Here is a 21431-nt window from a genome sequence, read left to right as displayed (position 1 = left end):
CAGTCTCTCAGCCGCCCGGGGCCAGCTCCCTGCGGCGCATCGACCACACCGCCACGACCGAGCCGGCCGCGGCGAGGCCGAGCATCCAGAATCCGCCCGTCCAGTCGATGTCGTCGCCGATGGGGATGGGGGAGTGGGTGAACGGCGAGAGATCCGCCATCCACTCCGGTGGTGCGAGCAGGTCGCCGAACACGCCGAGCACCGCGAGCGCCCCGAGCGCGGCCCACGAGAGGGCGATCGTCAGGCGAGGCAGGTACACGAACAACACCAGCCCGATCGCGAGGAACAGCAGCGCGGCGGGGAACTGGGCGAGCGCCGCCTCGATCGCGTCGCCGGCGGCCTGCGCCGGGTCGTCGGCCCGCTGCGCGCCGATCACGGCGCCGAGGGCGGCCGTGACGAGGATCGCGGCGATCGCGAGCGCACCGATCACGAGGTAGCCCACCAGCCAGCGCGTGCGCGACAGCGGCACGGCGAGCAGCAGTTCGGCAGTGCCGTGCGCCTCCTCCTGCCGCGCCCGGATCACGACCTGCAGGGCCGCGGCCGCGGCGAGGATGCCGACGATGCTGAAGAACGTCGCGGTGAGGGCCTGCCCGAGCGAGCCGCCGGGATTCATCTGCTCGAGCGTCTGCGCGACGGCCGGCACCTCGGTGCCGATCTGGTCGATGAGCGGCGTCAGCGAGGTCGCGAGGAGGCCCGTCGCGAGCGCACCCACCGCCCACGCGATGATCGCCCCGCGGCTGAGCTCCCAGGCGAGCCCCGTGCCGCTCGAGAGCACCGGCCCGGCGGTCGCGCGACCGCGACCCCCGGCCAGCACGCTCGCGCCCTGGTCGCGCACCGACTGGAAGGCGAAGACGAGCCCGACCAGCAGCACCGCGAAGCCCAGCGGCAGCAGCAGGGGCACGAGGTCGTCCTCGGCGAAGGCCTCGGTGCGCTGGGCCCAGCCGATAGGCGACAGCCAGCTCACCCACGACGGCGTCACGTGCTGCCCGTCGTCGGAGTAGGTGCCCGTCGCGTCGCCGATGCCGCGAACGACGTACGCGCCCAGCACGAACGCGACCGAGCACGTGTTGGCGGCGCGCGAGGTGCGGAAGAGCTGGGCCGCGAACAACCCGAACGCGAGGAAGGCGACGCCGGTCGCCGCGGTCGCGGCGCCCGTCGTCAGCGAGCCGGCGACCTCGAAGCCGCCCGCGATGAAGGCCCCGGCGACCGCGAGCCCGACGACGGCGTTCGCGAGCACGCCGTGCACCACCGTGGCGACGGTCGGCAGCACCCGCCCGGCGGGGGTCGCCCCGACCAGCTCTGCGCGGCCCTGCTCCTCTTCCGCGCGCGTGTGCCGCACGGCGAGGAACGTGCTCATCAGTCCCGCCATGAGCGCGAGGAACGCGAAGATGAGGAAGAACGCGAACGGCCCGGCATCCGCCCCGTTCGGCGTGCCGCGGAAGATCAGGATCGCCGGCGCCGTCGCCGTCAGCGCGAGCACGCCCGCGCGCTCGGTCTCGTCGCCGAAGGTGGTGGTCACCGCGGATGCCGCGACCCCGCCGAGGGCGGCGATGCCCGCGATCCACAGCACGAGCTGGAGCCAGTCACGGCGCAGCCGCTGCCCGAGGAGGGCCGGAAGGGTGCTCATGCTCGCGCCTCGACGGAGTCGGTGCCCGCGCGGTCGGCGCTCGAGCCGTCGCCACCCGAACGGTCGACCTCGGCGACGTCGTCGCCGTAGTGTCGCAGGAACAGCTCCTCGAGCGACGGCGGCGTGATCGTGAGGCCCTGCACGCCGAGCGCGCCGAGCGCTGGCAACACGCCGGCGACGCGGTCGCTGTCGACCGCGAACCGGATGCGGCCGCTGTCGATGCGCACGTCGTGCGCGCCGTCGAGCGCCGCGACCTCGTGCTCACGCCCCGGCTCGTGCACGAACGCGACCTCGGTGCGCGTGAGGTGGCGGAGCTCGGCGAGCGTGCCCGACTCGACGAGGCGCCCGGCCCGGATGATGCTGACCCGGTCGCAGAGCTCCTCGACCTCGGAGAGGATGTGGCTCGACAGCAGCACGGTCGACCCCTCGGCGGCGACGCGCGCGATCTCGCGGTTGAAGACCTGCTCCATGAGCGGGTCGAGCCCGCTCGTCGGCTCGTCGAGGAGGTACAGGTCGGCGGGCGTGGCGAACGCGGCCACCAGGGCGACCTTCTGGCGGTTGCCCTTCGAGTAGGCGCGGCCCTTCTTGCGCGGGTCGAGCTGGAAGGCGTCGAGCAGTCGCTGCTTGCGCGTCGCGTAGGCGGCGCGATCGGTCGTGCCGCCGCGCAGCCGGGAGAGCAGGTCGATCGCCTCGCCGCCGGTGAGGTTCGGCCACAGGCTCACGTCGCCGGGAACGTATGCGACGCGCCGGTGGAGGTCCGCGGCGTGACGCCACGGGTCGCGGTCGAAGAGCAGCGCCTCGCCGGCGGTCGCGCGCGCGAGGCCGAGCAGGATGCGGATCGTGGTCGACTTGCCGGCGCCGTTCGGGCCGAGGAAGCCGTGCACCTCGCCCCGCGTCACCTCGAGATCGAGCTCGTCGAGTGCGGTGACGCGGCCGAAGCGCTTGACGAGACCATGGGTGGAGACGACGGTTTCCATGCCTGCGAGCCTACGCTCGTTTCACAAATTTGTGAATACTGTGAATCAGGTCGCCGGGCTGCGTCCTATTCGAGCGCGGCGAACTTCTCGATATCGCCCTCGGTGCCCGACACGATGATGAGGTCGTGGTTCGAGACCACGGTCTGCTCGGTCGCGTAGGTGAACGGCTTGCCGGGACTCTTCACGCCGACGACCGTCACGCGGTGGCGGCTGCGCACGCCCGACTCGGTGAGGTTCTTGCCGCGGATCGGCTTCGGCGGGTACATCTTCACGAGCGCGAAGTCGTCGTCGAACTCGATGAAGTCGAGCATGCGGCCGCTCACGAGGTGCGCGGTTCGCTCGCCGGCCTCGCGCTCGGGGTAGATCACGTGGTTCGCGCCGATGCGCTCGAGGATCTTGCCGTGCGAGGCCGAGATCGCCTTCGCCCAGATCTGCGGGATCTTCAGGTCGACGAGATTGGCGGTGATGAGCACGGATGCCTCGACCGACGAGCCGACCGCGCACACGGCGATCGAGAAGTCCTGGGCGCCGATCTGGCGCAACGCGTCGATCGACTTCGCGTCGGCGACCACGGCGTGCGTCACGCGTTCCGACCACTTCTGCACCAGCAACTCGTCGGTGTCGACGGCGAGCACCTCGCGTCCGAGGCGATCGAGCTGGCCCGCGGTGGCCGCGCCGAACCGGCCGAGGCCGATGACGAGTACTGGGGCGTCGTGCTTGATGCGATCAACCAACGATGGGCCTCTCTTCCGGTCGTTTGAACAGCTGTCGCCGCTGGCTCGCGGCGAGCGCGGCGGCGAGCGTCACGGTGCCGACCCGGCCCATGAACATCGTCGCGGCCATGACGTAGGTGCCCGACGGCGGCAGGTCGGCGGTCAGTCCCGTCGAGAGGCCGCAGGTCGCGAACGCCGAGATCACGTCGAAGAGCACGTTCTCGAACGGCGCCTTCGTGATCTGCAGGATCACGATCGAGGAGACCGCCACGATCGTGGCGCCCCAGAGCACGACGCTCACCGACAGGCGGAGCATGTCGCGCGGGATGCGCCGGCCGAACGCCTCCATCGAGGGCGCGCCGCGCGCCTCGGCGAACGCGGCCAGGAACAGCACGGCGAGCGTGGTCACCTTGATGCCGCCCGCCGTCGACGCCGAGCCGCCGCCGACGAACATCAGCATGCTGCTCACGAGCTGGCTCGAGCCGTACAGGTCGTGCATGTTGATCGTGGCGAAGCCGCCCGACCTCGTCATCATCGACATGAAGAACGACTGGTAGATCGTCGGCCCGGCGTCGAGGTGCCCGTAGGTCTTCGGGTTCGCGTACTCGAGCAGGAGGAAGGCGGCGGCGCCCGCGACGAAGAGGATGGTCGTCGTCGTCAGCGTGATCTTCACGTGCACGCTCCAGCGGTGGGGCGTGCGCCAGCTGCGTGCGAGCGCGAAGATCACCGGGAAGCCCAGGCTGCCGAGGAAGACGCCCAGCATGAGCAGCGATTGGAACCAGTAGTCGTCGACGAACTCCACCGGCCCGGCGGGATTGGGATTGAAGCCCGTGTTGGTGAACGCACTCACCGAGTAGTAGGCCGAGTACCAGAGGCTCGTCGCGAAGTCGTAGCCCTTGGCGAGCACACTCGGGATCATGCCCGCCACGATCACCGCCTCGATGGTGAGCGTGCTCACGGCGACGGTGGCGAGCAGCCCGCCGACCTCGCCGAGCCGGACGGCCTGTCGTTCGGCGACGGGGCCGGCGTGCACGCGGGAGGGGTTGCTGTCACTCGCCGCCATGAGCTTCGCCCGCAACCCGAGCCGGCGCGAGATCACCAGGCCGAGGATGGAGGCGAGCGTGAGCACTCCGATGCCGCCGATGTTCATCCCGATGAAGATCACGGCGTTGCCGAACGGCGACCAGTGCGTGGCCATGTCGACCGTCGCCAGCCCGGTCACGCAGATGGTCGAGACCGCGGTGAACAGGGCGTCGTGCAATGGCGTTCCCCGGCCCTCGCCGGCGCGAGAGATCGGCAGGGTGAGCAACAACGTGGTCACGAGGATCAGGCTGGCGAACACGAGGATCGCGAAGCGCGACGGTGAACTCCGTACGACGCCCCCGGCGGCACCGCGGAGACGGCCGAACCAGGATCGCCGGTCGAAGCGACCGCGGGGCTGCAGAGCCCGAACTGCCATCCGCGCCCCCTCCGATGCCTCCGCCGACGCGTGTGTCATGGTACTCCCCGCCGCGAGTGGCTAGCCTTGTGCCATGGCGGACATCTTCGACGTGGTCGCGGACCGGACTCGGCGCGACATCCTCGGCGTCCTCCTCGATCGCGAGACCTCCGAGCCCCAGTCGGGCGGCGAGATCAGCGTCTCCGAGATCGTCACGGCCCTCGGCACCAGCCAGCCGACCGTGTCGAAGCATCTGAAGGTGCTCCGCGAGGCCGGTCTCGTCGTCGTTCGCGAGGAGGGCCAGCACCGCTTCTACAAGCTCGACCGTGCGCCGCTCGAGTTCCTCGAGGACTGGCTCATCCCGTTCCTCTCCGACGGAGCGGCGGCCGACGCCGCGACGCTCGCGTCGGCCGAGTCCGCGGCCGCCGAGTCGCTCAGCGACGAGCAGCGCGCCTTCGCGTCGGCGATCGGCAAGGCGTTCGCCGCGACCGCGCAGAAGGTCACCTCGGTCGTCGGCCGCAAGTAGCGGTCGTCACCACGCGATCGCGAGGGCGATCGCGAACAGCGCGCAGGCGACGGATGCCCCCGCTGCGCGCACGTGGTTCCAGCCCATCCACCCCGGCCGGAAGGAACGCCAGGCCGCGGCCAGCGCGGGCCCGTCCGTCGCGGCCGCGGCGAGCGCGTTGTTGCGCGGGACGTTCGCGCCGCCCGTGACCACCACGACGCTCAGCACGTACACCGCGGCCGCCGCGACGATCCACCAGGTCTCCGGCCCGGGCGCGACGAGGGCGAGCACCGCGACCACGGCGGCGACGAGGGCGGTGCCGAACAGCTCGAGCATGAGCGGCGCACGCACGGCGGTCACGTTGACGGCGCGCATGGCCCGGGCGGCGTCGGCCGCCTCGAGCCGGTCGAGTCCCTGCACGACGAACGCCGAGAAGGCGTAGAAGACGCCGCCCGCGACCCCGGAACCGACGACCGAGAGCACCAGCAGCACCACGAGGAAGACATCCATGCGGACCAGTCTGGCGTGAAGCCGCGGTCAGACGAGACGCTTGATCATCTCCAGCTCGAGCCCGCCCGGCTCGAGCTCGTACTCGCGGCTGCGGCCGGTGAGGCTGAACCCGAGCTTCTCGTAGAACCGGCGTGCGCGCGGATTGTCCTCGTGCACCTCGAGCCGCAGGGTCGAGCCGAACTGCGCGGCCCAGCGCTCGACCGCCTCGAGCAGTGCCCGCGAGACCCCGGCGTCGTCGCCCCGGCGATCGGGCGCGACGTAGACGCCGACGAGCAGGGGGCCGGTCGCGGCATCCGGCAGGTACCCGCCCATGTGCCCGACCCAGCGCTCGCCCTCGATGGCGACCACCGACGTCTGCCCCGGCGTCTCGCCGCGGCGAGCGCGCAGCCGCCAGCCGGATTCGTCGACCCCGAGCGCGTGCTCGAGCGTCTCGCCGTAGGCGAGCGGATAGTCGCGCAGCATCTCGAGGCGGAGGGCGCGGACGGCCTGCCAGTCGTCCTCACGAGTGGTGCGGATGAGGAGGTTCGAGACGGCCATCCCTCGACGCTAACGCACGTTCCCGGCACCCTGATCGGGGCATGAGGGGGAATCAGCTAGACTATCCCGAGGCTTTCCTGCCCCCGGCAGCGGCACGCGCCGCCGGCTCGACTTTCTCAGTGAGGTTCTGATGGGTTCCGTCATCAAGAAGCGTCGCAAGCGCATGGCGAAGAAGAAGCACCGCAAGCTGCTTCGCAAGACTCGCCACCAGCGTCGCAACAAGAAGTAGTCGTTCGTCGACTCCGACCGAAGCGCCGGCCCCTCGGGCCCGGCGCTTCTCGTCGTTCCCGGTGAGCTCGGCGGTCGAGTCGCGCGCGACGGAGAGCACGCGTATCGAGACCCCGCGTACCCTGAGACCGTGACCCAGCATCGTCTCACGCTCATCGGCAAGCCCGGATGCCACCTCTGCGACGACGCCCGCGACGTCGTGTTCGCCGTGCTCGAGGAGATCGCCGCGATGCCCGGTGCAGCCGGCGTGGTATTCGACGAGCGGTCGATCCTCGACGACCCCGCGCTCGCCGAGCGCTACGCCGAGGAGATCCCCGTCGTGCTCATCGACGGCGAGCAGCACGCGTTCTGGCGCGTCGACCCGGTGCGGCTGAAGACGGCGCTCGCCGGCTGACACGGTCCTTGCCGCGGCGCCCCTCCGCATGCCAACGTTGTGCCTGAGCCGCCGGGCGAATCCGACGGCAGTTCGGGGGAACAGCGTGGCACGGGAATTCCGGGGGAAGATCGAACTCGACGTCAGGGACTCGGAGGCGGACTGGGAGGCATTCCTTCCGGACAAGGCTCCGAAGGGTGCCCCGAACGTGCTCGTGGTCCTCTACGACGACACCGGGCAGGCGGCCTGGTCGCCCTACGGCGGGCGTATCAACATGCCGACGATGGACCGGCTCGCGGCCGGCGGCCTGACGTATGCGCAGTGGCACACGACGGCGCTCTGCTCGCCGACGCGCTCGACGTTCCTGACCGGGCGCAACCACCACCAGAACGGCTTCGCCACGATCTCCGAGTCCTCGACCGGATTCCCGGGCTACAACTCGCACATCCCGCCGACGAACGCGACGATGGCGAACATCCTGCGCGACGCCGGGTGGTCGACGTTCTGGGTGGGCAAGAACCACAACGTGCCCATCGACGAATGGACGGCCGGCGCCTCGAAGAAGAACTGGCCGCTGGCGCAGGGCTACGACCGCTTCTACGGGTTCATCGGCGGTGAGACGAACAACTGGTATCCGTCACTCGCGGAGGACAACCGCTACATCGACCAGCCGTACCTCCCCGAAGACGGGTACCACCTGTCGAAGGACCTCGCCGACCAGGCGCTGAAGATGATCCGCGACGTGAAGCAGACCGAGCCCGACAAGCCGTGGTACCTGTGGTTCTGCCCGGGCGCGAACCACGCTCCGCACCATGCGCCCGAGGAGTACATCGCCAAGTACAAGGGCGCGTTCGACGACGGGTACGAGGCCTACCGCGAGTGGGTGCTGCCCCGCATGATCGAGCGCGGCATCCTGCCCGCCGACACCGACCTCACCGAGATCAACCCGATGCCCGACGGCACGTACACGCAGACCGACCACGTGCGGCCCTGGGCGGAGTTGAACGATGAGGAGAAGGCGATGTTCTGCCGCATGGCAGAGGTCTTCGCCGGATTCTCGGAATACACCGACGCCCAGGTCGGCCGCATCGTCGACTACCTCGAGGAATCGGGTCAACTCGAGAACACGCTCATCCTCTACTGCGCCGACAACGGCGCCTCGGGTGAGGGCAGCCCGAACGGCTCGGTCAATGAGGGCAAGATCTTCGGCGGCTACCCCGACTCCCTCGAGGACAATCTCAGGCTCGTCGACAAGCTCGGCAGCCCCGACACCTACAACCACTACCCGACGGGGTGGGCGATGGCGTTCTCGACGCCGTACCGCATGTTCAAGCGCTACTCGTACCAGGGTGGCGTCTGCGACCCGCTGGTGATCCACTGGCCCGCGGGCATCGCCGCGAAGGGCGAGGTGCGCTCGCAGTACCACCACTGCACCGACATCGTGCCGACGATCCTCGACGTCTGCGGGGTGCAGATGCCCGAGGTCTACGCGGGGGTCGAGCAAACGCCGCTGCCCGGCGTCTCGATGCGGTACTCGTTCGACGCGGACGGCCCGACGACCAAGCAGACGCAGTACTACGAGATGCTCGGCAGCCGCGGCATCTGGCACGAGGGCTGGAAGGCCGTCGCGGAGCACGGACCGATGGGTGGGTTCAGCGGCTTCGACGAGGATCGGTGGCAGCTCTTCCACACCGACGTCGACCGCGCCGAAGCGCACGACCTCGCCGCCGAGCACCCCGAGAAGCTCGAGGAGCTGAAGGCGCTGTGGCTCGAGGACGCCAAGGCCAACGACGTGCTGCCACTGAACGACCTGCAGATCATCGGCAACCCGAAGGACTTCGAGACCTTCGTCGCCATGGAGTTCCACCAGCCGGCACCGCCGAGCGGACGGTTCGTGTACTACCCCGGTACGTCGGAGGTGCCGGAGCGCTCGGCCGCGAACGTGCACAACGTCTCGTACAAGATCCTCGCCGAGGTCGAGCTGACTTCCGAGTCCGAAGGGGTCGTCTTCGCGCACGGGTCGCGCTTCGGCGGCCACGCGCTCTTCGTCAAGGACGGCACGATCACCTACGCGTACAACTTCCTCGGCATCCCGCCCGAGGACCGCATCCAGGCGCCCGCCCCGGTGTCCGGCAGGCACATCATCGGGGTCGAGTTCACGAAGGAGCGACTCGGCGAATACCGCGAGGGCATCGGGCCGCTCAAGCTCTACGTCGACGAAACCCTCGTCGCCGAGCAGGAGATCCGCACGGTCATGGGGCACTTCTCCCTCTGCGGCGAGGGGCTGACGATCGGTCGAGACAGCGCCGACCCCGTCTCGGCCCTCTACGGCCCGGGCTTCGACTGGAAGGGTGGCGCGATCGAGAAGGTCGTCTTCGACATCGCCGACGACGCCTACATCGACCTCGAGGCGCACCTCGCCGCGGCGATGGCACGCGACTGATGACCGACGAACTGCGCTCCTGGGCCGATGGCCCGACCCGCGACGCGATCGTCTCGTTCGTCGAGCGCGTCGCGGGCGACGGCGCGGACGCTGTGCCCGAGGCCGAGCGGATCGCGGTCTTCGACAACGACGGCACACTGTGGACCGAGAAGCCGATGCCGACCCAGCTCGCGTACATCGTCGAGCAGTGGAAGGCGCAGGTCGAGGCCGATCCGTCGCTGGCCGACCGGCAGCCGTACCGCGCCGCAGCCACCGGCGACTACGGCTGGCTCGGCGGCGCCGTCGACAAGCACTACGAGGGCGACGACAGCGACCTGAAGGTGCTCATCGGCGCGCTCGTGGGCGTGACGGCCGGCATGAGCGTCGATGACTACGCGGCCTCGGTCGCCGAGTTCTACGAGCGCGCGAAGCACCTCACGCTCGGCACGCCGTACGCCGACGCCGTGTACCGCCCGATGGTCGAACTGCTGCGCTACCTCGAGGCGCACGGGTTCACCGTGTACATCGTCTCGGGCGGCGAGCGCGACTTCATGCGCCCGATGACCCAGGAGTACTACGGCATCCCGCCTGAACGCGTCGTCGGATCGGCGCTCGGGCTCGCGTACGACGAGGACACGCACGAGGTGCGCTACGCGGCGGGCCTCGACTTCTTCGACGACGGCCCCGAGAAGCCGGTGCGCATCTGGAGCCGTATCGGCCGCCGTCCGCTCATCGCGGGCGGCAACTCGAACGGTGACATGGCGATGCTCGACTTCACCCGCAAGGGCGATGGGCTCGCGCTGCTCGTGCACCACGACGACGAGAGCGGGCGCGGCGACGCTCCCTACGACAAGGGTGCCGAGAAGGCGCTCGCCGAGGCATCCGATCGCGGGTACACGGTCGTCAGCGTCGGGCGCGACTGGTCGACGGTGTTCGTGGACTCGGCGGCCGGATGAGCGCACCGGCGGCGCGGGCGCGACGTCGATGGCTGCTGCCCACGCTCACCGGCTACCGGCGCAGCTGGCTCGGCGCCGACGTGCTCGCAGGCCTGTCGGCGGGTGCCGTCGTCATCCCGCAGGCCATGGCGTACGCCACGATCGCCGAGCTGCCGGTGCAGGCGGGCCTCTACACCTGCATGGTGCCCATGCTCGTCTACGCCATGCTCGGCGGCTCGCGGGCGATGAGCGTGTCGACCACCTCGACGATCGCGACGCTCACGGCGACGACGCTGGTCTCGGCGGGGGTCGCGGCGTCGAGCGACGACATCCCGCGAGACCTCATCACGCTGACGCTCCTCGTCGGCGTCATCCTCCTGCTCGCGAGGGTGCTGCGGCTCGGCGGGCTCGTGGAGATCATCAACCGACCCACCATCGTCGGCATCCAGATCGGCGTCGGCGCCACCGTCGCGGTCGGCCAGCTGCCGAAGCTGCTCGGTGAGCGCGACGACCCGACGGGCCACGGCTTCGTCCATTCCTTCAACGCCGTGCTGGCCGCCCTGGGCAGCGCGAACGTGGCCACGGTCGTGCTCTCCGCGGCATCGGTCGCGACGCTGTTCCTCTTCAAGCGGTTCCTGCCGCGCGTGCCGGCGCCGCTCATCGTGGTCGGCGCCGGCATCGCGCTGGCGGCGTTCGGCGTACTCCAGCCGGCCGGCGTCGAGCTCATCGCACCCGTGCCGCAGGGATTCCCGGTGCCGGGCCTGCCGAGCTTCGAGCACGTCGCCGCCCTCGTACCCGGTGCGCTCGCCATCGCGGTGATGGCCTTCCTCGAGTCCGCGGCCGTGGCGCGAGGCATCCGGAAGCCGGGCGAGCCGCCCGTCGACAGCAATCAGGAGCTCTTCGCGACCTCGGCGGCCAACGTCGTCGGCTCCTTCTTCTCGACCCTGCCGGCCGCCGGCGGGTTCTCGCAGAGCGCGGTGAACCAGAACGCCGGCGCCAGGTCGCAGGTCGCCTCGCTCGTGACCGTGGTGCTGGCGGTGCTGGTCGGCCTCTTCCTCGGGCCCGTGCTCTCGTTGCTGCCGCAGGCGTCGCTCGCGGCGCTCGTGTTCGTCGCGGTCTTCGGCCTCATCGACGTGCGAGCCATCGTCCTCATGTGGCGGATCTCGCGCCGGGACTTCTGGATCGCGCTCGTGACCGCGCTCATCGGCCTCTCTGCCGGACTGCTCGTCGCGGTCGCCGCGGGTGTGGGCATCACCCTCGTGCTCGTGCTCATGGCGCTCGCGAAGGTGCGGGTGCGCGTCGAGCGGGTCTCGGCCGACGCGATCCTGGTGACCCTGCTCGGCCCGCTCTACAGCGCGAACGCGCAGACGACCGAGCAGGCGATCCTCGCCGCGGTGGCGAAGGAACGGGGCGCCCGGATCGTGGTGCTCGACGGGTCGCGCATCGACGACATCTCGGTGACGGTGATCGACGCGTTCGAGGACCTGGGGCGCGAACTCGCGGCAGCGGGCCTCGAGCTGCGGTTCGCCCGGGTCGCGCCCGAGGTCCAGGAGATCGCCGAGCGCACCGACGTGTTCCGGCGTGCACGCGCCGAGGGTCGCGTGTTCGCGACCGTCGACGACGCGCGCGCGGGGCCGATCGATCGCGACGCCTGAGCGCTAGGGCAGCAGGTGCGTCGGGCCGCGGAAGAGGTAGGTGGTCTCGCGGATCGAGTGCTCGTGCAGCATGAGCATCAGCACGCGCGCGAGGCCCATGCCGAAGCCGCCGTGCGGCGGCACGCCGTAGCGGAAGAAGTCGAGGTAGAACTCGAGCTCCTCGGGGTCCATGCCCTTGTCGCGCGCCTGCTCGACGAGCACGTCGACGCGGTGCTCGCGCTGCGCGCCGGTCGAGATCTCGACGCCGTTGAAGATGAGGTCGTACGAGTTGGTGAGGCTCGGGTCGCCCTCGTGGCGCATGTGGTAGAACGGCCGGATGCTCGACGCGTAGTCGGTCAGGAACACGAACTCGTGCCCGTACGTCTCCTTGACGTACTCCGAGATGCGCCGCTCGCCCTCGGGGTCCATGTCGGCGTCGGCGCGGGGCACGACGTAGCCGTGGTCGGCGACGATCTGCTTCGCCTCGGCGAGCGGGATGCGCGGGAACGGCCGGCTCGGCACGGTGACCTCGACGCCGAACAGCTCGCGGATCTCGTCGCCGTGCTTGTCGGCGACGGCCTGGAAGCCCGCCACGAGCAGCTCCTCGTGCAGGGCCATGACGTCTTCGTGCGAGTCGATCCAGCTGATCTCGGTGTCGATCGACGTGAACTCGGTCGCGTGGCGGCTCGTGAACGACGGGTCGGCGCGGAACGCGGGGCCGACCTCGAAGACGCCGCCGAAGCCCGCCGACTGGGCCATCTGCTTGAAGAACTGGGGGCTCTGCGCGAGGTACGCCTTGCCCTCGAAGTAGTCGACCTCGAACAGCTCGGCGCGAGACTCCGACGCCGAGGCCATGAGCTTCGGGGTCTGGATCTCGATGAGGCCCTTCTCGATCCAGACGCCGCGCAGGGCGTGCAGGAACGTCGTCTGCACGCGGAAGATCAGGTTCTGCTTGGGCTGGCGCAGGTCGAGGAAGCGCCAGTCGAGGCGCTTGTCGAGGCTCGAGTCGGCCGCGATCGGCGTCTCGAGCGCCCCGCTCACGACCTCGAGGGTGCCGACCTTGACCTCGAGCCCGCCGAGCTTCACGCGCTCGTCGTGCTTGAGTTGCCCGGTCACCTTGACGAACGAGCCGTGCGTGAGCGCCGAGATCGACTCGGTGAGGGCGAGCGCTTCGGCCGCGCCGACGCTCACGCCCTCGGGGTCGAGCTCGCGGGTCGCGGGGTTCACGAGCTGCGCGGCGCCCGATTCGTCGCGGAGGATGACGAACTGCACCTTCTTCTGGTCGCGGACGGTCTCGACCCATCCGGCGACGGTCACGGGGCCGTCGGGCTGTGCGGCGATGTCCTTGATGAGGGTGCGTGAAGTCACCGGAGCATCCTACCCGGGCGGGCTGCCGCGCGGCGGCGCTCGAGCATGTCGCACCCTCGGCGAATTCGAAGGAAGGCCCTCCGTAGACTGGAAGCCGTGCCGGCCGAGCAGATCCATCTCGTGCGCCATGGCGAGGTGTTCAACCCCCAGGGCGTGCTCTACGGACGGCTCGAGGGCTACGGCCTCTCCGACCTCGGCCGCCGCATGGCGCAGGCCGCCGCAGACGACCTCATCGCGCGCGACCGGCGGGTCTCGGCGCTCGTCAGCTCGCCGCTGCAGCGCACCCGGCAGTCGGCCGAGCCCATCGCCGCGGCGTTCGGCCTCGAGCCGGTGCTCGAGGAGCGGATCATCGAGCCCGAGAACCGGTTCGAGGGCAAGCGCATGACCGGCCCCGACGGTGCGCTGCGGAGCATCCGCAACTGGGGCCTGCTCGTGAACCCGTGGGAGCCGAGCTGGGGCGAGCCGTTCCGCTCGATCGCCGCTCGCATGGTCGCCGCGATCGAAGACGCCTGGCAGGCGGCCGACGGCGGCGACCTCGTGCTGGTCAGCCACCAGCTGCCGATCTGGATGGTGCACCGCCAGGTCGCCCGCAAGTCGCTCGCGCACGATCCGCGCCGGCGCCGGTGCGCGCTCTCGAGCATCACGACCTTCGAGCGCCGGCCCGTCGGCGAGTTCGGCGCGGGCCGGCTCGTCGAGGTCGGCTACCGCGATCCGGCGGCAGGGCTCGCCGCGCACGCGACCGACGTGGGGGCGGTGTGATGCGCCGGATGCCCCGTGCCGCAACCGTGCTCGCCGTCGGCGTGGCATCCGTCGTCGCGCTCGCCGGCTGCACCGCCGACCCGCTCGCCGAGCAGTACCGCGAGGGCAGCGGCAAGAACTACATCGCGGGCGACGGCACGGTCGCCGAGTTCGCGCCCGACCAGCGCGGCGAGCCCGTCGAGTTCGACGGCACGACCGTCGACGGCGGCACCTTCGATTCGGCCGACGCGCTGGGCGAGGTCACGGTCGTGAACTTCTGGTACGCCGCCTGCGCCCCGTGCCGCGCCGAGGCGCCGATCCTGGAATCGGTGCACGAGGAGTACGGCGACGACGTGACCTTCGTCGGCGTGAACGTCCGCGACCAGGCCGGCACCGCACGGCCGTTCGAGGAGGACTACGGCATCACCTATCCGTCGATCCTCGACGTCGACGAGGGCCGGGTGCAGTACGCGTTCGCGGGCCAGGTGCCAGCGGCCGCGGTGCCGACCACGCTCGTACTCGATCGCGAGGGCCGCGTCGCCGCGCGCATCCTCGGCCAGATCCAGGACGAGTCGATCCTCGACTCGATCGTGGGCGACCTCGTCGCCGAGGACGCCTGACCGTGGGACCGGGTGAACTCGTCTTCAGCGGGCAGCTCATCGTCGCGATCCCGATCGCGCTCGCGGCCGGCCTGATCTCCTTCCTCTCGCCGTGCGTGCTGCCCCTCGTGCCCGGGTACCTCGGCTACCTCGGCGGGTTCACGGATGCCTCCGCCGACGCCGCGGCCGAGCGGCGCAACCGCCGCCGGCTGCTGTTGGGCGTCGCGCTCTTCGTCGCCGGGTTCACCGCGGTCTTCCTCGTGTACACGGCGCTCGCCGGTGCCGCGGGTGGGTGGCTGCGCACCTGGCAGGACCCGATCACGCGCGTGCTGGGCGTCGTGCTCATCGTGATGGGGCTCGTGTTCGTCGGGCAGTTCACGTTCCTGCAGCGCCAGTTCAAGCCGAGCTGGCGACCCGCGACCGGGCTCGGCGGGGCGCCGCTGCTCGGCATCGTCTTCGGCCTCGGCTGGACGCCCTGCATCGGGCCCGCGCTCGCCGCGGTGCTGAGCCTCAGCCTGAACGCCGAATCGGCCTGGCGCGGCGCGCTGCTCGGGCTCGCGTACTGCGTCGGGCTCGGCATCCCGTTCCTGCTCGTCGCGCTCGGCTTCGGCTGGGTGACGGGGTCAATGGCGTTCCTGCGCCGGCACATCCGCACCATCAACCTCATCGGCGGGGGCCTGCTCATCGTCATCGGCATCGTCATGGTGTCGGGGCTGTGGACCGCCTGGATGAACGAACTCCAGGGGGTGATGAGTGGCATCGACCTCGTCCTCTGAGCGCGGCGGCCGCGCCGCCGACGGCCGCGCCGCCGACGGCCGCGCCGCCGACGGCCGCGCCGCCGATGAGCGTGCCGCCGACGACCGCGCGCACGACCCGCTCCGGCCGGCCGACCACATCGATTCGGCGGAACCCGACGCCGGCGACATCGGCGGTGGCGGCGACGGCGTGAACCGTCCGAAGCTCGGCTTCGTCGGCTGGCTCCGCTTCGGCTGGCGCCAGCTCACGAGCATGCGCACCGCGCTGCTGCTCCTGCTGCTGCTGGCCATCGCGGCCGTGCCGGGCTCCCTCGTGCCGCAGCGATCGAGCGACCCGAACGGCGTCACGCAGTACTTCCAGGACAATCCCGACCTGGCGCCCGTGCTCGACTCGTTCCAGATGTTCGACGTCTACACGTCGGCGTGGTTCTCGGCGGTGTACCTGCTGTTGTTCGTGTCGCTGATCGGATGCATCATCCCGCGCACGAAGCACCACCTCGAGGCGCTGCGCGCGCGGCCGCCGCGCACGCCGGTGCGCCTGTCGCGCCTGGCCGGCTACACCGAGCGCGACCTCGCGATCGCCGACGGCCAGACGACGGATGCCGCGGCCGAGGCCGCGATCGACGACGCCGCGAAGCGGCTCAAGGGCCTCGGCTACCGCGTCGAGCGGTACGAGTTGCGCGGCGAGGCATCCGTCTCGGCGGAACGCGGCTACCTGCGCGAGACCGGCAACCTCGTCTTCCACACCGCGCTGCTCGGCGTGCTCGTCACCGTGGGCATCGGCGGCGGGTTCGGCTTCGCGGGCCAGCGCGTCGTGGTCGAGGGCCAGTCGTTCGTGAACACGCTCGCGTCGTTCGACTCGTTCAACCCCGGCCGCTTCTTCGACGACGCCGAGCTCGACCCGTACCGGCTGACCCTCGAGGGGCTCGACGCCGTCTACGAGACGCAGAACGCCGAGGCGATCGGCCAGCCGACCGACTTCACGGCCCGCGTGACCGTCGAGAGCGAGGGCGGCCCGGTCGAGGGCACCGTGAAGGTCAACGAGCCGCTGCGTACGCACGGCACCGACGTCTACCTCCTCGGCAACGGCTACGCGCCGACCATCACGGTGCGCGACGCCGAGGGCGAGGTCGTCTTCACCGACTCGGTGCCCTTCCTCCCGCAGGACGCGAACCTCACCTCGATCGGCGTCGTCAAGGTGACCGACGGCCTCGACGACCAGTTGGGCATGATCGGGTTCTTCTACCCGACGCAAGACGTCCTGGAGACCGGCGCGTACACGTCGACGTTCCCCGACCTGATCTATCCGGTGCTCACGCTCAACGTCTACGAGGGCGACCTGGGCATCGACGACGGCACGCCGACCTCGGTCTACTCGCTCGATCCGACCGGCATGGAGCAGTTGACGGGCGGCGAGACGGGCGTGGACTCGCTCGAGCTCATGCCCGGCCAGACCGCCGAACTGCCCGGCGGCCGCGGCACCGTCACCCTCGAGGATGCCTCGCCGGGCGGTGACGCGGCCGACGCCGGCGACTACTCGCACAGCGTGAAGCGGTTCGCGTCGTTCGACATCCACCACGACCCGACGCAGATCTGGGTGCTCGTCTTCGCGATCCTGATCCTCGCGGGCCTGCTCACCTCGCTGTTCGTGCCCCGGCGGCGCGTGTGGGTCAAGGCCGCGAAGCGGCCCGGCGGGCGGATCGTGCTCGAGTACGCGGGCCTCGCGCGGGGCGAGGATCCCGGCCTCGACGACGCGGTCGCCGCGCTGGCCGACGCCCACGGTGGCCCGGCCCGCACGACGGAGCCCGCTGAAGAATCCTCGAAACCCTCGACGTAAGGTAGTCCCGTGACGTTCACGCTCGACGAGATCTCGGTCCTCTGCGTCTACTCGGCACTCGCCGTGTACGCGATCGCGTTCATCGCCTATTCCATCGACCTCGCCCGGCGCGGCGCGGTCGCGGCGCGCGCGGCCGACCAGGCGGCCGTCGAGGCCGAGGCCGGCCCCGCCGCCGAGCGTGAGCCCGCGACCATCGGGGCGGCCGTCGCAGCCGAGCGCGCCGCCGCTGACGCCCGCGCCGCTGCGCCGACGTCGGTGTCCGCAGCGGATGCCGCTCCTCCGGCCCGCACCTCGCGGTGGGCCAGCGCGACGAGCGCCGGGGCATCCGTCGACTACGGACGCTCGCCCTCGCTGCGGGTCGCCGTCGCGATGACCGTCGTGGCCTGGGCGCTGCACCTCGCGGCCGTGCTGCTGCGCGGCTTCGCCGCGGGCCGCGTGCCGTGGGCCAACATGTACGAGTTCGCGCTGACGGGCACGCTCGTGGTCACGACCGTCTTCCTCGTCGTGATCGTCGTCGCGCGGCACGACCTGCGCTTCCTCGGGACGTTCGTGACCGGTCTCGTGCTGGTCCTGCTCGGCGTCGCGACCGTGAACTTCCGCGTCGACGTCGTGCCGCTGCCGCCCGCGCTCCAGTCGGCGTGGCTGGTCATCCACGTGTTCGTCGCGACCGCGTCGGTCGGGTTCTTCGCCCTCGGGTTCGCGCTCTCGCTGGTGCAGTTGCTGCAGGCCCGTCGCGAGTCCCTCGTCGCGAGCGCGCAGGCCGTCAAGCAGTCCTTCCTCGCGACGCTGCCCGACTCGAAGGCCCTCGAGAACCTCGCCTACCGGGTGAACATCATCGGCTTCATCCTCTGGACGTTCACGCTCATGGCCGGCGCCATCTGGGCCGAGCGCGCGTGGGGCCGCTACTGGGGCTGGGACACCAAGGAGGTGTGGACCTTCATCATCTGGGTGGTCTACGCCGGCTACATCCACGCTCGCGCCACGCGTGGCTGGCGCGGCTCGCGCTCGGCCTGGCTCGCGATCATCGGCTTCTCGGCGGTGCTGTTCAACTTCACCGTGGTGAACCTGTTCTTCAAGGGCCTGCACGCGTACTCGGGGCTGTAGGCCGGGCTCAGGGGCGCCACGGTTGCGGCGGCGCCCCGGCGCGAGCACGATCGGCCCATGGGCAGGGTGCTGCTCGAGCGTGATCGGGAACTCGACGGGTTGCGCGCCGCGGCGCGCGAGGCCGCGCTCGGCCGCGGCCGGGTCGTGCTGCTGCACGGCGAGGCGGGCATCGGCAAGACGAGCCTTGTCGAGGCGCTCCGGGCCCGACCGCCGGGCGGGGTCCGAGTGCTCCTCGGCGCCTGCGACGCGATGTCGACGCCCCGCCCGCTCGGTCCGCTGCGCGACCTGACGGCGTCGGTCGGGCCCCGTCTGCGCGACGCGCTCCACGGCAGCGACCGCGAGGAGGTGTACGCCGCGCTCCGCGACGAGCTGTCGGGTGCCCCCGGCACGGTCCTCGTCGTCGAGGACGTGCACTGGGCCGACGAGGCCACGCTCGATGTCCTGCGCTACCTCGCTCGCCGGATGGACGGCCTGCCGGCCGCCCTCGTGCTCACCTATCGCGACGAGCTCGAGCGCGGCCATCCGCTCGGCCGGCTGCTCGGCGACCTGGGGCACGGCGACCAGGTCGACCGGATGGCCGTGCGCCGGCTCTCCGCGGAGGCGGTGGGCGCGCTGACGGAGGGCAGCGGCCTGGATGCCGACCGCGTCTACGCCATGACGGAGGGGAACCCGTACTTCGTGAGCGAGCTCGTCGCGTCGGCCGACGAGGTCCGCGTGCCCCCGACCGTGGTGGATGCCGTGACCGGCAGGCTGCATCGGCTCGATGCGGCGACGCGGGACCAGGTCGAGCAGTTGGCGGTGGTTCCGTCCGTCGTCGACCACGACCTGCTCGCGCGGCTGGTGCCGGGGGCTGCCGGTGCGCTGCGCGCGGCCGAGGAGGGCGGCTTGCTCGTCGGGGGTCCGGACGGAATGCGGTTCCGCCACGAGCTCACGCGGCGGGCGGTGGTCGATGCGCTCCCGGCGTCGCGCCGCATCGAGCTCGAGAGCCGGGTGCTGCTCGCGCTGATCGAAGCCGGAGTGGACGATCCGGCTCGGCTGGCCCACCACGCGAGCGCCGCGGGCGACGCGGAAGCGGTGGCGGAGTGGGCACCGCTCGCGGCACGCGATGCTGCGGCGTCCGGGGCGCACCGCCAGGCGGCCGCCCACTACCGCGCCGCGCTGGACCACGCCGATCGCGCGGCGCCGGAGGAGTTCGCCGAGCTCGCGGAGGGGTACGCCGTCGAGTCGTACACCATCGGCGCGGCCCACGAGGCGGCGCACGTCCAGACGGAGGTCGTCGCGCTGCGCCGTCGCCTCGGCGATCCGGTCCGCCTGGGCGCGAGCCTGCGCTGGCTGTCGCGATTCGACTGGTTCGCGGGGCTTCGTTCGGATGCCGAGGCGGCGGCCGCGGAGGCCTCCACGGTGCTCGCTGGGACCGACGATCTCGGCGTGTACGCCTTCGCACTCAGCAACGAGGCCCAGCTCGCGATGCTCGGCAGCGACTTCCGGCGCGCGCGCGAGCTCTCCGCGAGGGCGATCGGACTCGCGCGAGACGCCGGAGCGCCAAGCGTGCTCTCGCACGCCCTCAACAACCACGGCACCGCGCTCATGCTCGAGGGCGTCCTCGACGACGGCATCCGCGAGCTCATCGAGGCCGCCGACGTCGCGCTCGCGATCGACGACGTGGAGAACGCCGCGCGGGCACAGGTCAACCTCGTGTGGACCCTCCTCGACACGTTCCTCCTCGATCGCGCGGAACACCACCTCGCGAGCGCGCTCGAGCTGGCCGAGCGGGCTGAGTTCATCGGGTTCAGCACGTACCAGCGGATGGAGCAGGCCAGGCTCGACCTGTCCCGTGCCCGATGGGACGACGCCCTGGACGCGGTGGAGCGACCGATCGAGGCACCGCATGCCCGCTGTCTCGCCCTGACCGTCGCGGGCACGGTGCGCCTGCGACGAGGCGACGACGGGGCGGACGAGATCCTCGAGCAGGCCCGTCGGGTCGCCGAGGAGCTCCGGGAACTGCAGCGGACGGGGCCGGTCGCCGCCGCACGCGCAGAGTCCGCGCTCCTGCGCGGCGACCCCGCCGAGGCCAGGGCGATCGCCCGCCCGGTGTTCGACGAGGCCGATCGCTGCCGGGCGTACTCGATCCGCGCCGAACTCGGCTGCCTGCTCCGCCGCGCGGGCGACGAGGTCGAGGTCTCGCCCGATGACGGGCATCCGTTCGCGGTGCAGGCGCGCGGGGAGTGGCGGAAGGCCGCCGACCTCTGGCACGCCGCCGGTGCGCCGTACCACGAGGCGGCAGCGCTGGCGGAGAGTCCTCACGACGAGGACCTGCTCGCGGCGCTCGCGATCGCGGACCGCCTGGGCGCCGCTCCGCTCGCGCGCCGGATTCGCGCCGACCTGCGCGACCGCGGGGTCCGCGGCATCCCCCGAGGCCCGTCGACACCGACCCGGAGCAATCCCGAGGGCCTCACCGACCGGCAGGTCGAGGTGCTTCGGCTGCTCGCCGACGGCCTCACGAACGCGGAGATCGCCGACCGGCTCGTCGTGTCGGTGCGCACGGTCGACAGCCATGTCGCGGCCGTGCTCGCCAAGCTCGGCGTTTCGTCGCGGCAGGAGGCCGCCCGGGCCGCGGCACGACTCGGGGCGACCGCATCGGCGGCGCCGATCTCGGTAGGCCGCCGTGCGGATCTCGGTACCGACCGCCGATGACGCCGAGCGGGTGCTCGGCTGGGATGGTGGCACGGTTCGCGGGGGAGCGGACCGACGAGGCCAGGAGGACCACCATGAACACCGCAGTCATCGCACCCGGAGCCGCGACGCCGAGATCGCGCGCGCGGTCCACCGTGACGGCGCGCATGCTCCGTCGGCTGGGCCTCGCGATCGTCGCGTGGGGTCGCGCCGCCGAGCGCAGGCGGGCGGCACCCGAGCCGGCCGAACTGCACGAACTGCGCCGCGAGGCCGAACGACTCCGCGAGGAGCGATTCCGCGAGGTGGCGCTCACTCGCATGCTGTAGATGCCCGAAGCGCCATTCTGAGAGCGTTTCCACCGATTCGCCGGTACGCGTGAGCTGGAAACCCGGTGCTGACGAGTGATCGCGCAGATCCTGGTCAAGCCGTCTTGCAAACGCTTGCACTCACCCCGACCG

Annotated in this window: 20 protein-coding genes; 13 read left to right on the top strand and 7 right to left on the bottom strand. The window is 71.2% G+C overall.

Annotated elements, in window-relative coordinates; genetic code table 11:
- Nucleotides 1–7: 7 nt before the first annotated feature.
- The 4 genes from GE115_RS07135 to GE115_RS07120 all read right to left on the bottom strand — a co-directional run bounded on the left by GE115_RS07135 (nucleotide 8) and on the right by GE115_RS07120 (nucleotide 4776).
- Nucleotides 8–1627 (bottom strand): ABC transporter permease, encoded by a 1620-nt coding sequence (locus GE115_RS07135; protein WP_153684098.1) that lies wholly within the window; start codon nucleotides 1625–1627, stop codon nucleotides 8–10.
- On the bottom strand, nucleotides 1624–2604 hold the full coding sequence (locus tag GE115_RS07130; protein WP_153684097.1) for an ABC transporter ATP-binding protein: 981 nt from the start codon (nucleotides 2602–2604) through the stop codon (nucleotides 1624–1626). The genes GE115_RS07135 and GE115_RS07130 overlap by 4 nt, the downstream gene beginning before the upstream one ends.
- Nucleotides 2605–2669: 65 nt before the next feature.
- Nucleotides 2670–3338, bottom strand: a complete 669-nt coding sequence (locus GE115_RS07125) for a potassium channel family protein (protein WP_153684096.1) — start codon at nucleotides 3336–3338, stop codon at nucleotides 2670–2672.
- Complete coding sequence (locus tag GE115_RS07120; protein ID WP_153684095.1) at nucleotides 3331–4776, bottom strand: TrkH family potassium uptake protein; 1446 nt, start codon at nucleotides 4774–4776, stop codon at nucleotides 3331–3333. The genes GE115_RS07125 and GE115_RS07120 overlap by 8 nt, the downstream gene beginning before the upstream one ends.
- 73 nt (nucleotides 4777–4849) lie before the next feature.
- On the opposite strand from GE115_RS07120, the gene GE115_RS07115 reads away from it, so the two are divergent.
- Entirely contained in the window at nucleotides 4850–5281 is a 432-nt protein-coding gene (locus GE115_RS07115; RefSeq protein ID WP_153684094.1) for an ArsR/SmtB family transcription factor, read from the top strand.
- Between the two features lie 6 nt (nucleotides 5282–5287).
- Here GE115_RS07115 and GE115_RS07110 read toward each other — a convergent pair whose 3' ends face one another.
- Nucleotides 5288–5770: an anthrone oxygenase family protein gene (locus GE115_RS07110; RefSeq protein ID WP_153684093.1), complete on the bottom strand. Its 483-nt coding sequence runs from the start codon at nucleotides 5768–5770 to the stop codon at nucleotides 5288–5290.
- Between the two features lie 27 nt (nucleotides 5771–5797).
- A complete protein-coding gene (locus GE115_RS07105) occupies nucleotides 5798–6307 on the bottom strand; it encodes a GNAT family N-acetyltransferase (RefSeq protein WP_153684092.1) in 510 nt (169 codons plus the stop codon).
- Nucleotides 6308–6437: 130 nt separating this feature from the next.
- Between GE115_RS07105 and GE115_RS07100 the strand changes: the two genes are divergently transcribed.
- The 5 genes from GE115_RS07100 (at nucleotide 6438) to GE115_RS07080 (ending at nucleotide 11920) form a co-directional block, all read left to right on the top strand.
- Nucleotides 6438–6536, top strand: a complete 99-nt coding sequence (locus GE115_RS07100; protein ID WP_003792170.1) for a 30S ribosomal protein bS22 — start codon at nucleotides 6438–6440, stop codon at nucleotides 6534–6536.
- Nucleotides 6537–6665: 129 nt separating this feature from the next.
- Nucleotides 6666–6929, top strand: a complete 264-nt coding sequence (locus tag GE115_RS07095; protein WP_312854987.1) for a glutaredoxin family protein — start codon at nucleotides 6666–6668, stop codon at nucleotides 6927–6929.
- 85 nt (nucleotides 6930–7014) lie between these two features.
- Nucleotides 7015–9351, top strand: coding sequence for an arylsulfatase (locus GE115_RS07090; protein WP_312854986.1), 2337 nt, complete (start codon nucleotides 7015–7017; stop codon nucleotides 9349–9351).
- A complete protein-coding gene (locus GE115_RS07085; protein WP_153684090.1) occupies nucleotides 9351–10286 on the top strand; it encodes an HAD family hydrolase in 936 nt (311 codons plus the stop codon). The genes GE115_RS07090 and GE115_RS07085 overlap by 1 nt, the downstream gene beginning before the upstream one ends.
- Nucleotides 10283–11920: a SulP family inorganic anion transporter gene (locus GE115_RS07080; protein ID WP_153684089.1), complete on the top strand. Its 1638-nt coding sequence runs from the start codon at nucleotides 10283–10285 to the stop codon at nucleotides 11918–11920. The genes GE115_RS07085 and GE115_RS07080 overlap by 4 nt, the downstream gene beginning before the upstream one ends.
- A 3-nt stretch (nucleotides 11921–11923) precedes the next feature.
- Here the strand turns inward: GE115_RS07080 and aspS are convergent, their stop codons facing one another.
- The gene (aspS, locus tag GE115_RS07075; protein WP_312854985.1) at nucleotides 11924–13267 is read right to left on the bottom strand and encodes an aspartate--tRNA(Asn) ligase; all 1344 of its coding nucleotides are present in this window, start codon (nucleotides 13265–13267) and stop codon (nucleotides 11924–11926) included.
- Between the two features lie 96 nt (nucleotides 13268–13363).
- On the opposite strand from aspS, the gene GE115_RS07070 reads away from it, so the two are divergent.
- The 7 genes from GE115_RS07070 (at nucleotide 13364) to GE115_RS07040 (ending at nucleotide 21299) form a co-directional block, all read left to right on the top strand.
- The gene (locus tag GE115_RS07070; protein ID WP_312854984.1) at nucleotides 13364–14026 is read left to right on the top strand and encodes a histidine phosphatase family protein; all 663 of its coding nucleotides are present in this window, start codon (nucleotides 13364–13366) and stop codon (nucleotides 14024–14026) included.
- 8 nt (nucleotides 14027–14034) lie between these two features.
- The gene (locus GE115_RS07065; RefSeq protein WP_246190618.1) at nucleotides 14035–14625 is read left to right on the top strand and encodes a TlpA family protein disulfide reductase; all 591 of its coding nucleotides are present in this window, start codon (nucleotides 14035–14037) and stop codon (nucleotides 14623–14625) included.
- Nucleotides 14626–14627: 2 nt separating this feature from the next.
- Nucleotides 14628–15380, top strand: a complete 753-nt coding sequence (locus tag GE115_RS07060) for a cytochrome c biogenesis CcdA family protein (protein WP_312854983.1) — start codon at nucleotides 14628–14630, stop codon at nucleotides 15378–15380.
- A 118-nt stretch (nucleotides 15381–15498) separates the two neighbouring features.
- Nucleotides 15499–17196 carry a cytochrome c biogenesis protein ResB gene (gene resB, locus GE115_RS07055; protein WP_312855033.1) on the top strand — a complete coding sequence of 566 codons (1698 nt, stop codon included), beginning with the start codon at nucleotides 15499–15501 and terminating at the stop codon, nucleotides 17194–17196.
- A gap of 9 nt (nucleotides 17197–17205) precedes the next feature.
- Nucleotides 17206–18300: a c-type cytochrome biogenesis protein CcsB gene (ccsB, locus tag GE115_RS07050; RefSeq protein ID WP_312854982.1), complete on the top strand. Its 1095-nt coding sequence runs from the start codon at nucleotides 17206–17208 to the stop codon at nucleotides 18298–18300.
- Between the two features lie 57 nt (nucleotides 18301–18357).
- Complete coding sequence (locus GE115_RS19085; protein ID WP_153684086.1) at nucleotides 18358–20994, top strand: ATP-binding protein; 2637 nt, start codon at nucleotides 18358–18360, stop codon at nucleotides 20992–20994.
- 74 nt (nucleotides 20995–21068) lie between these two features.
- A complete protein-coding gene (locus tag GE115_RS07040) occupies nucleotides 21069–21299 on the top strand; it encodes a hypothetical protein (protein ID WP_153684085.1) in 231 nt (76 codons plus the stop codon).
- Nucleotides 21300–21431 lie beyond the last annotated feature (132 nt).

The organism is Agromyces agglutinans (assembly GCF_009647605.1).
GTDB lineage: Bacteria > Actinomycetota > Actinomycetes > Actinomycetales > Microbacteriaceae > Agromyces > Agromyces agglutinans.
Note: the sequence above shows the minus strand (reverse complement) of the source record. Positions and strands in the feature narration are given on the sequence as shown.

Coding starts and splice junctions, on each gene's coding strand:
- GE115_RS07130 (WP_153684097.1), bottom strand. CDS start 2,604: ATGGAAACCGTCGTCTCCACCCATGGTCTCGTCAAGCGCTTCGGCCGC.
- GE115_RS07065 (WP_246190618.1), top strand. CDS start 14,035: ATGCCCCGTGCCGCAACCGTGCTCGCCGTCGGCGTGGCATCCGTCGTC.
- GE115_RS07085 (WP_153684090.1), top strand. CDS start 9,351: ATGACCGACGAACTGCGCTCCTGGGCCGATGGCCCGACCCGCGACGCG.
- GE115_RS07080 (WP_153684089.1), top strand. CDS start 10,283: ATGAGCGCACCGGCGGCGCGGGCGCGACGTCGATGGCTGCTGCCCACG.
- GE115_RS07110 (WP_153684093.1), bottom strand. CDS start 5,770: ATGGATGTCTTCCTCGTGGTGCTGCTGGTGCTCTCGGTCGTCGGTTCC.
- GE115_RS07135 (WP_153684098.1), bottom strand. CDS start 1,627: ATGAGCACCCTTCCGGCCCTCCTCGGGCAGCGGCTGCGCCGTGACTGG.
- GE115_RS07120 (WP_153684095.1), bottom strand. CDS start 4,776: ATGGCAGTTCGGGCTCTGCAGCCCCGCGGTCGCTTCGACCGGCGATCC.
- GE115_RS19085 (WP_153684086.1), top strand. CDS start 18,358: ATGGGCAGGGTGCTGCTCGAGCGTGATCGGGAACTCGACGGGTTGCGC.
- GE115_RS07105 (WP_153684092.1), bottom strand. CDS start 6,307: ATGGCCGTCTCGAACCTCCTCATCCGCACCACTCGTGAGGACGACTGG.
- GE115_RS07115 (WP_153684094.1), top strand. CDS start 4,850: ATGGCGGACATCTTCGACGTGGTCGCGGACCGGACTCGGCGCGACATC.
- GE115_RS07040 (WP_153684085.1), top strand. CDS start 21,069: ATGAACACCGCAGTCATCGCACCCGGAGCCGCGACGCCGAGATCGCGC.
- GE115_RS07100 (WP_003792170.1), top strand. CDS start 6,438: ATGGGTTCCGTCATCAAGAAGCGTCGCAAGCGCATGGCGAAGAAGAAG.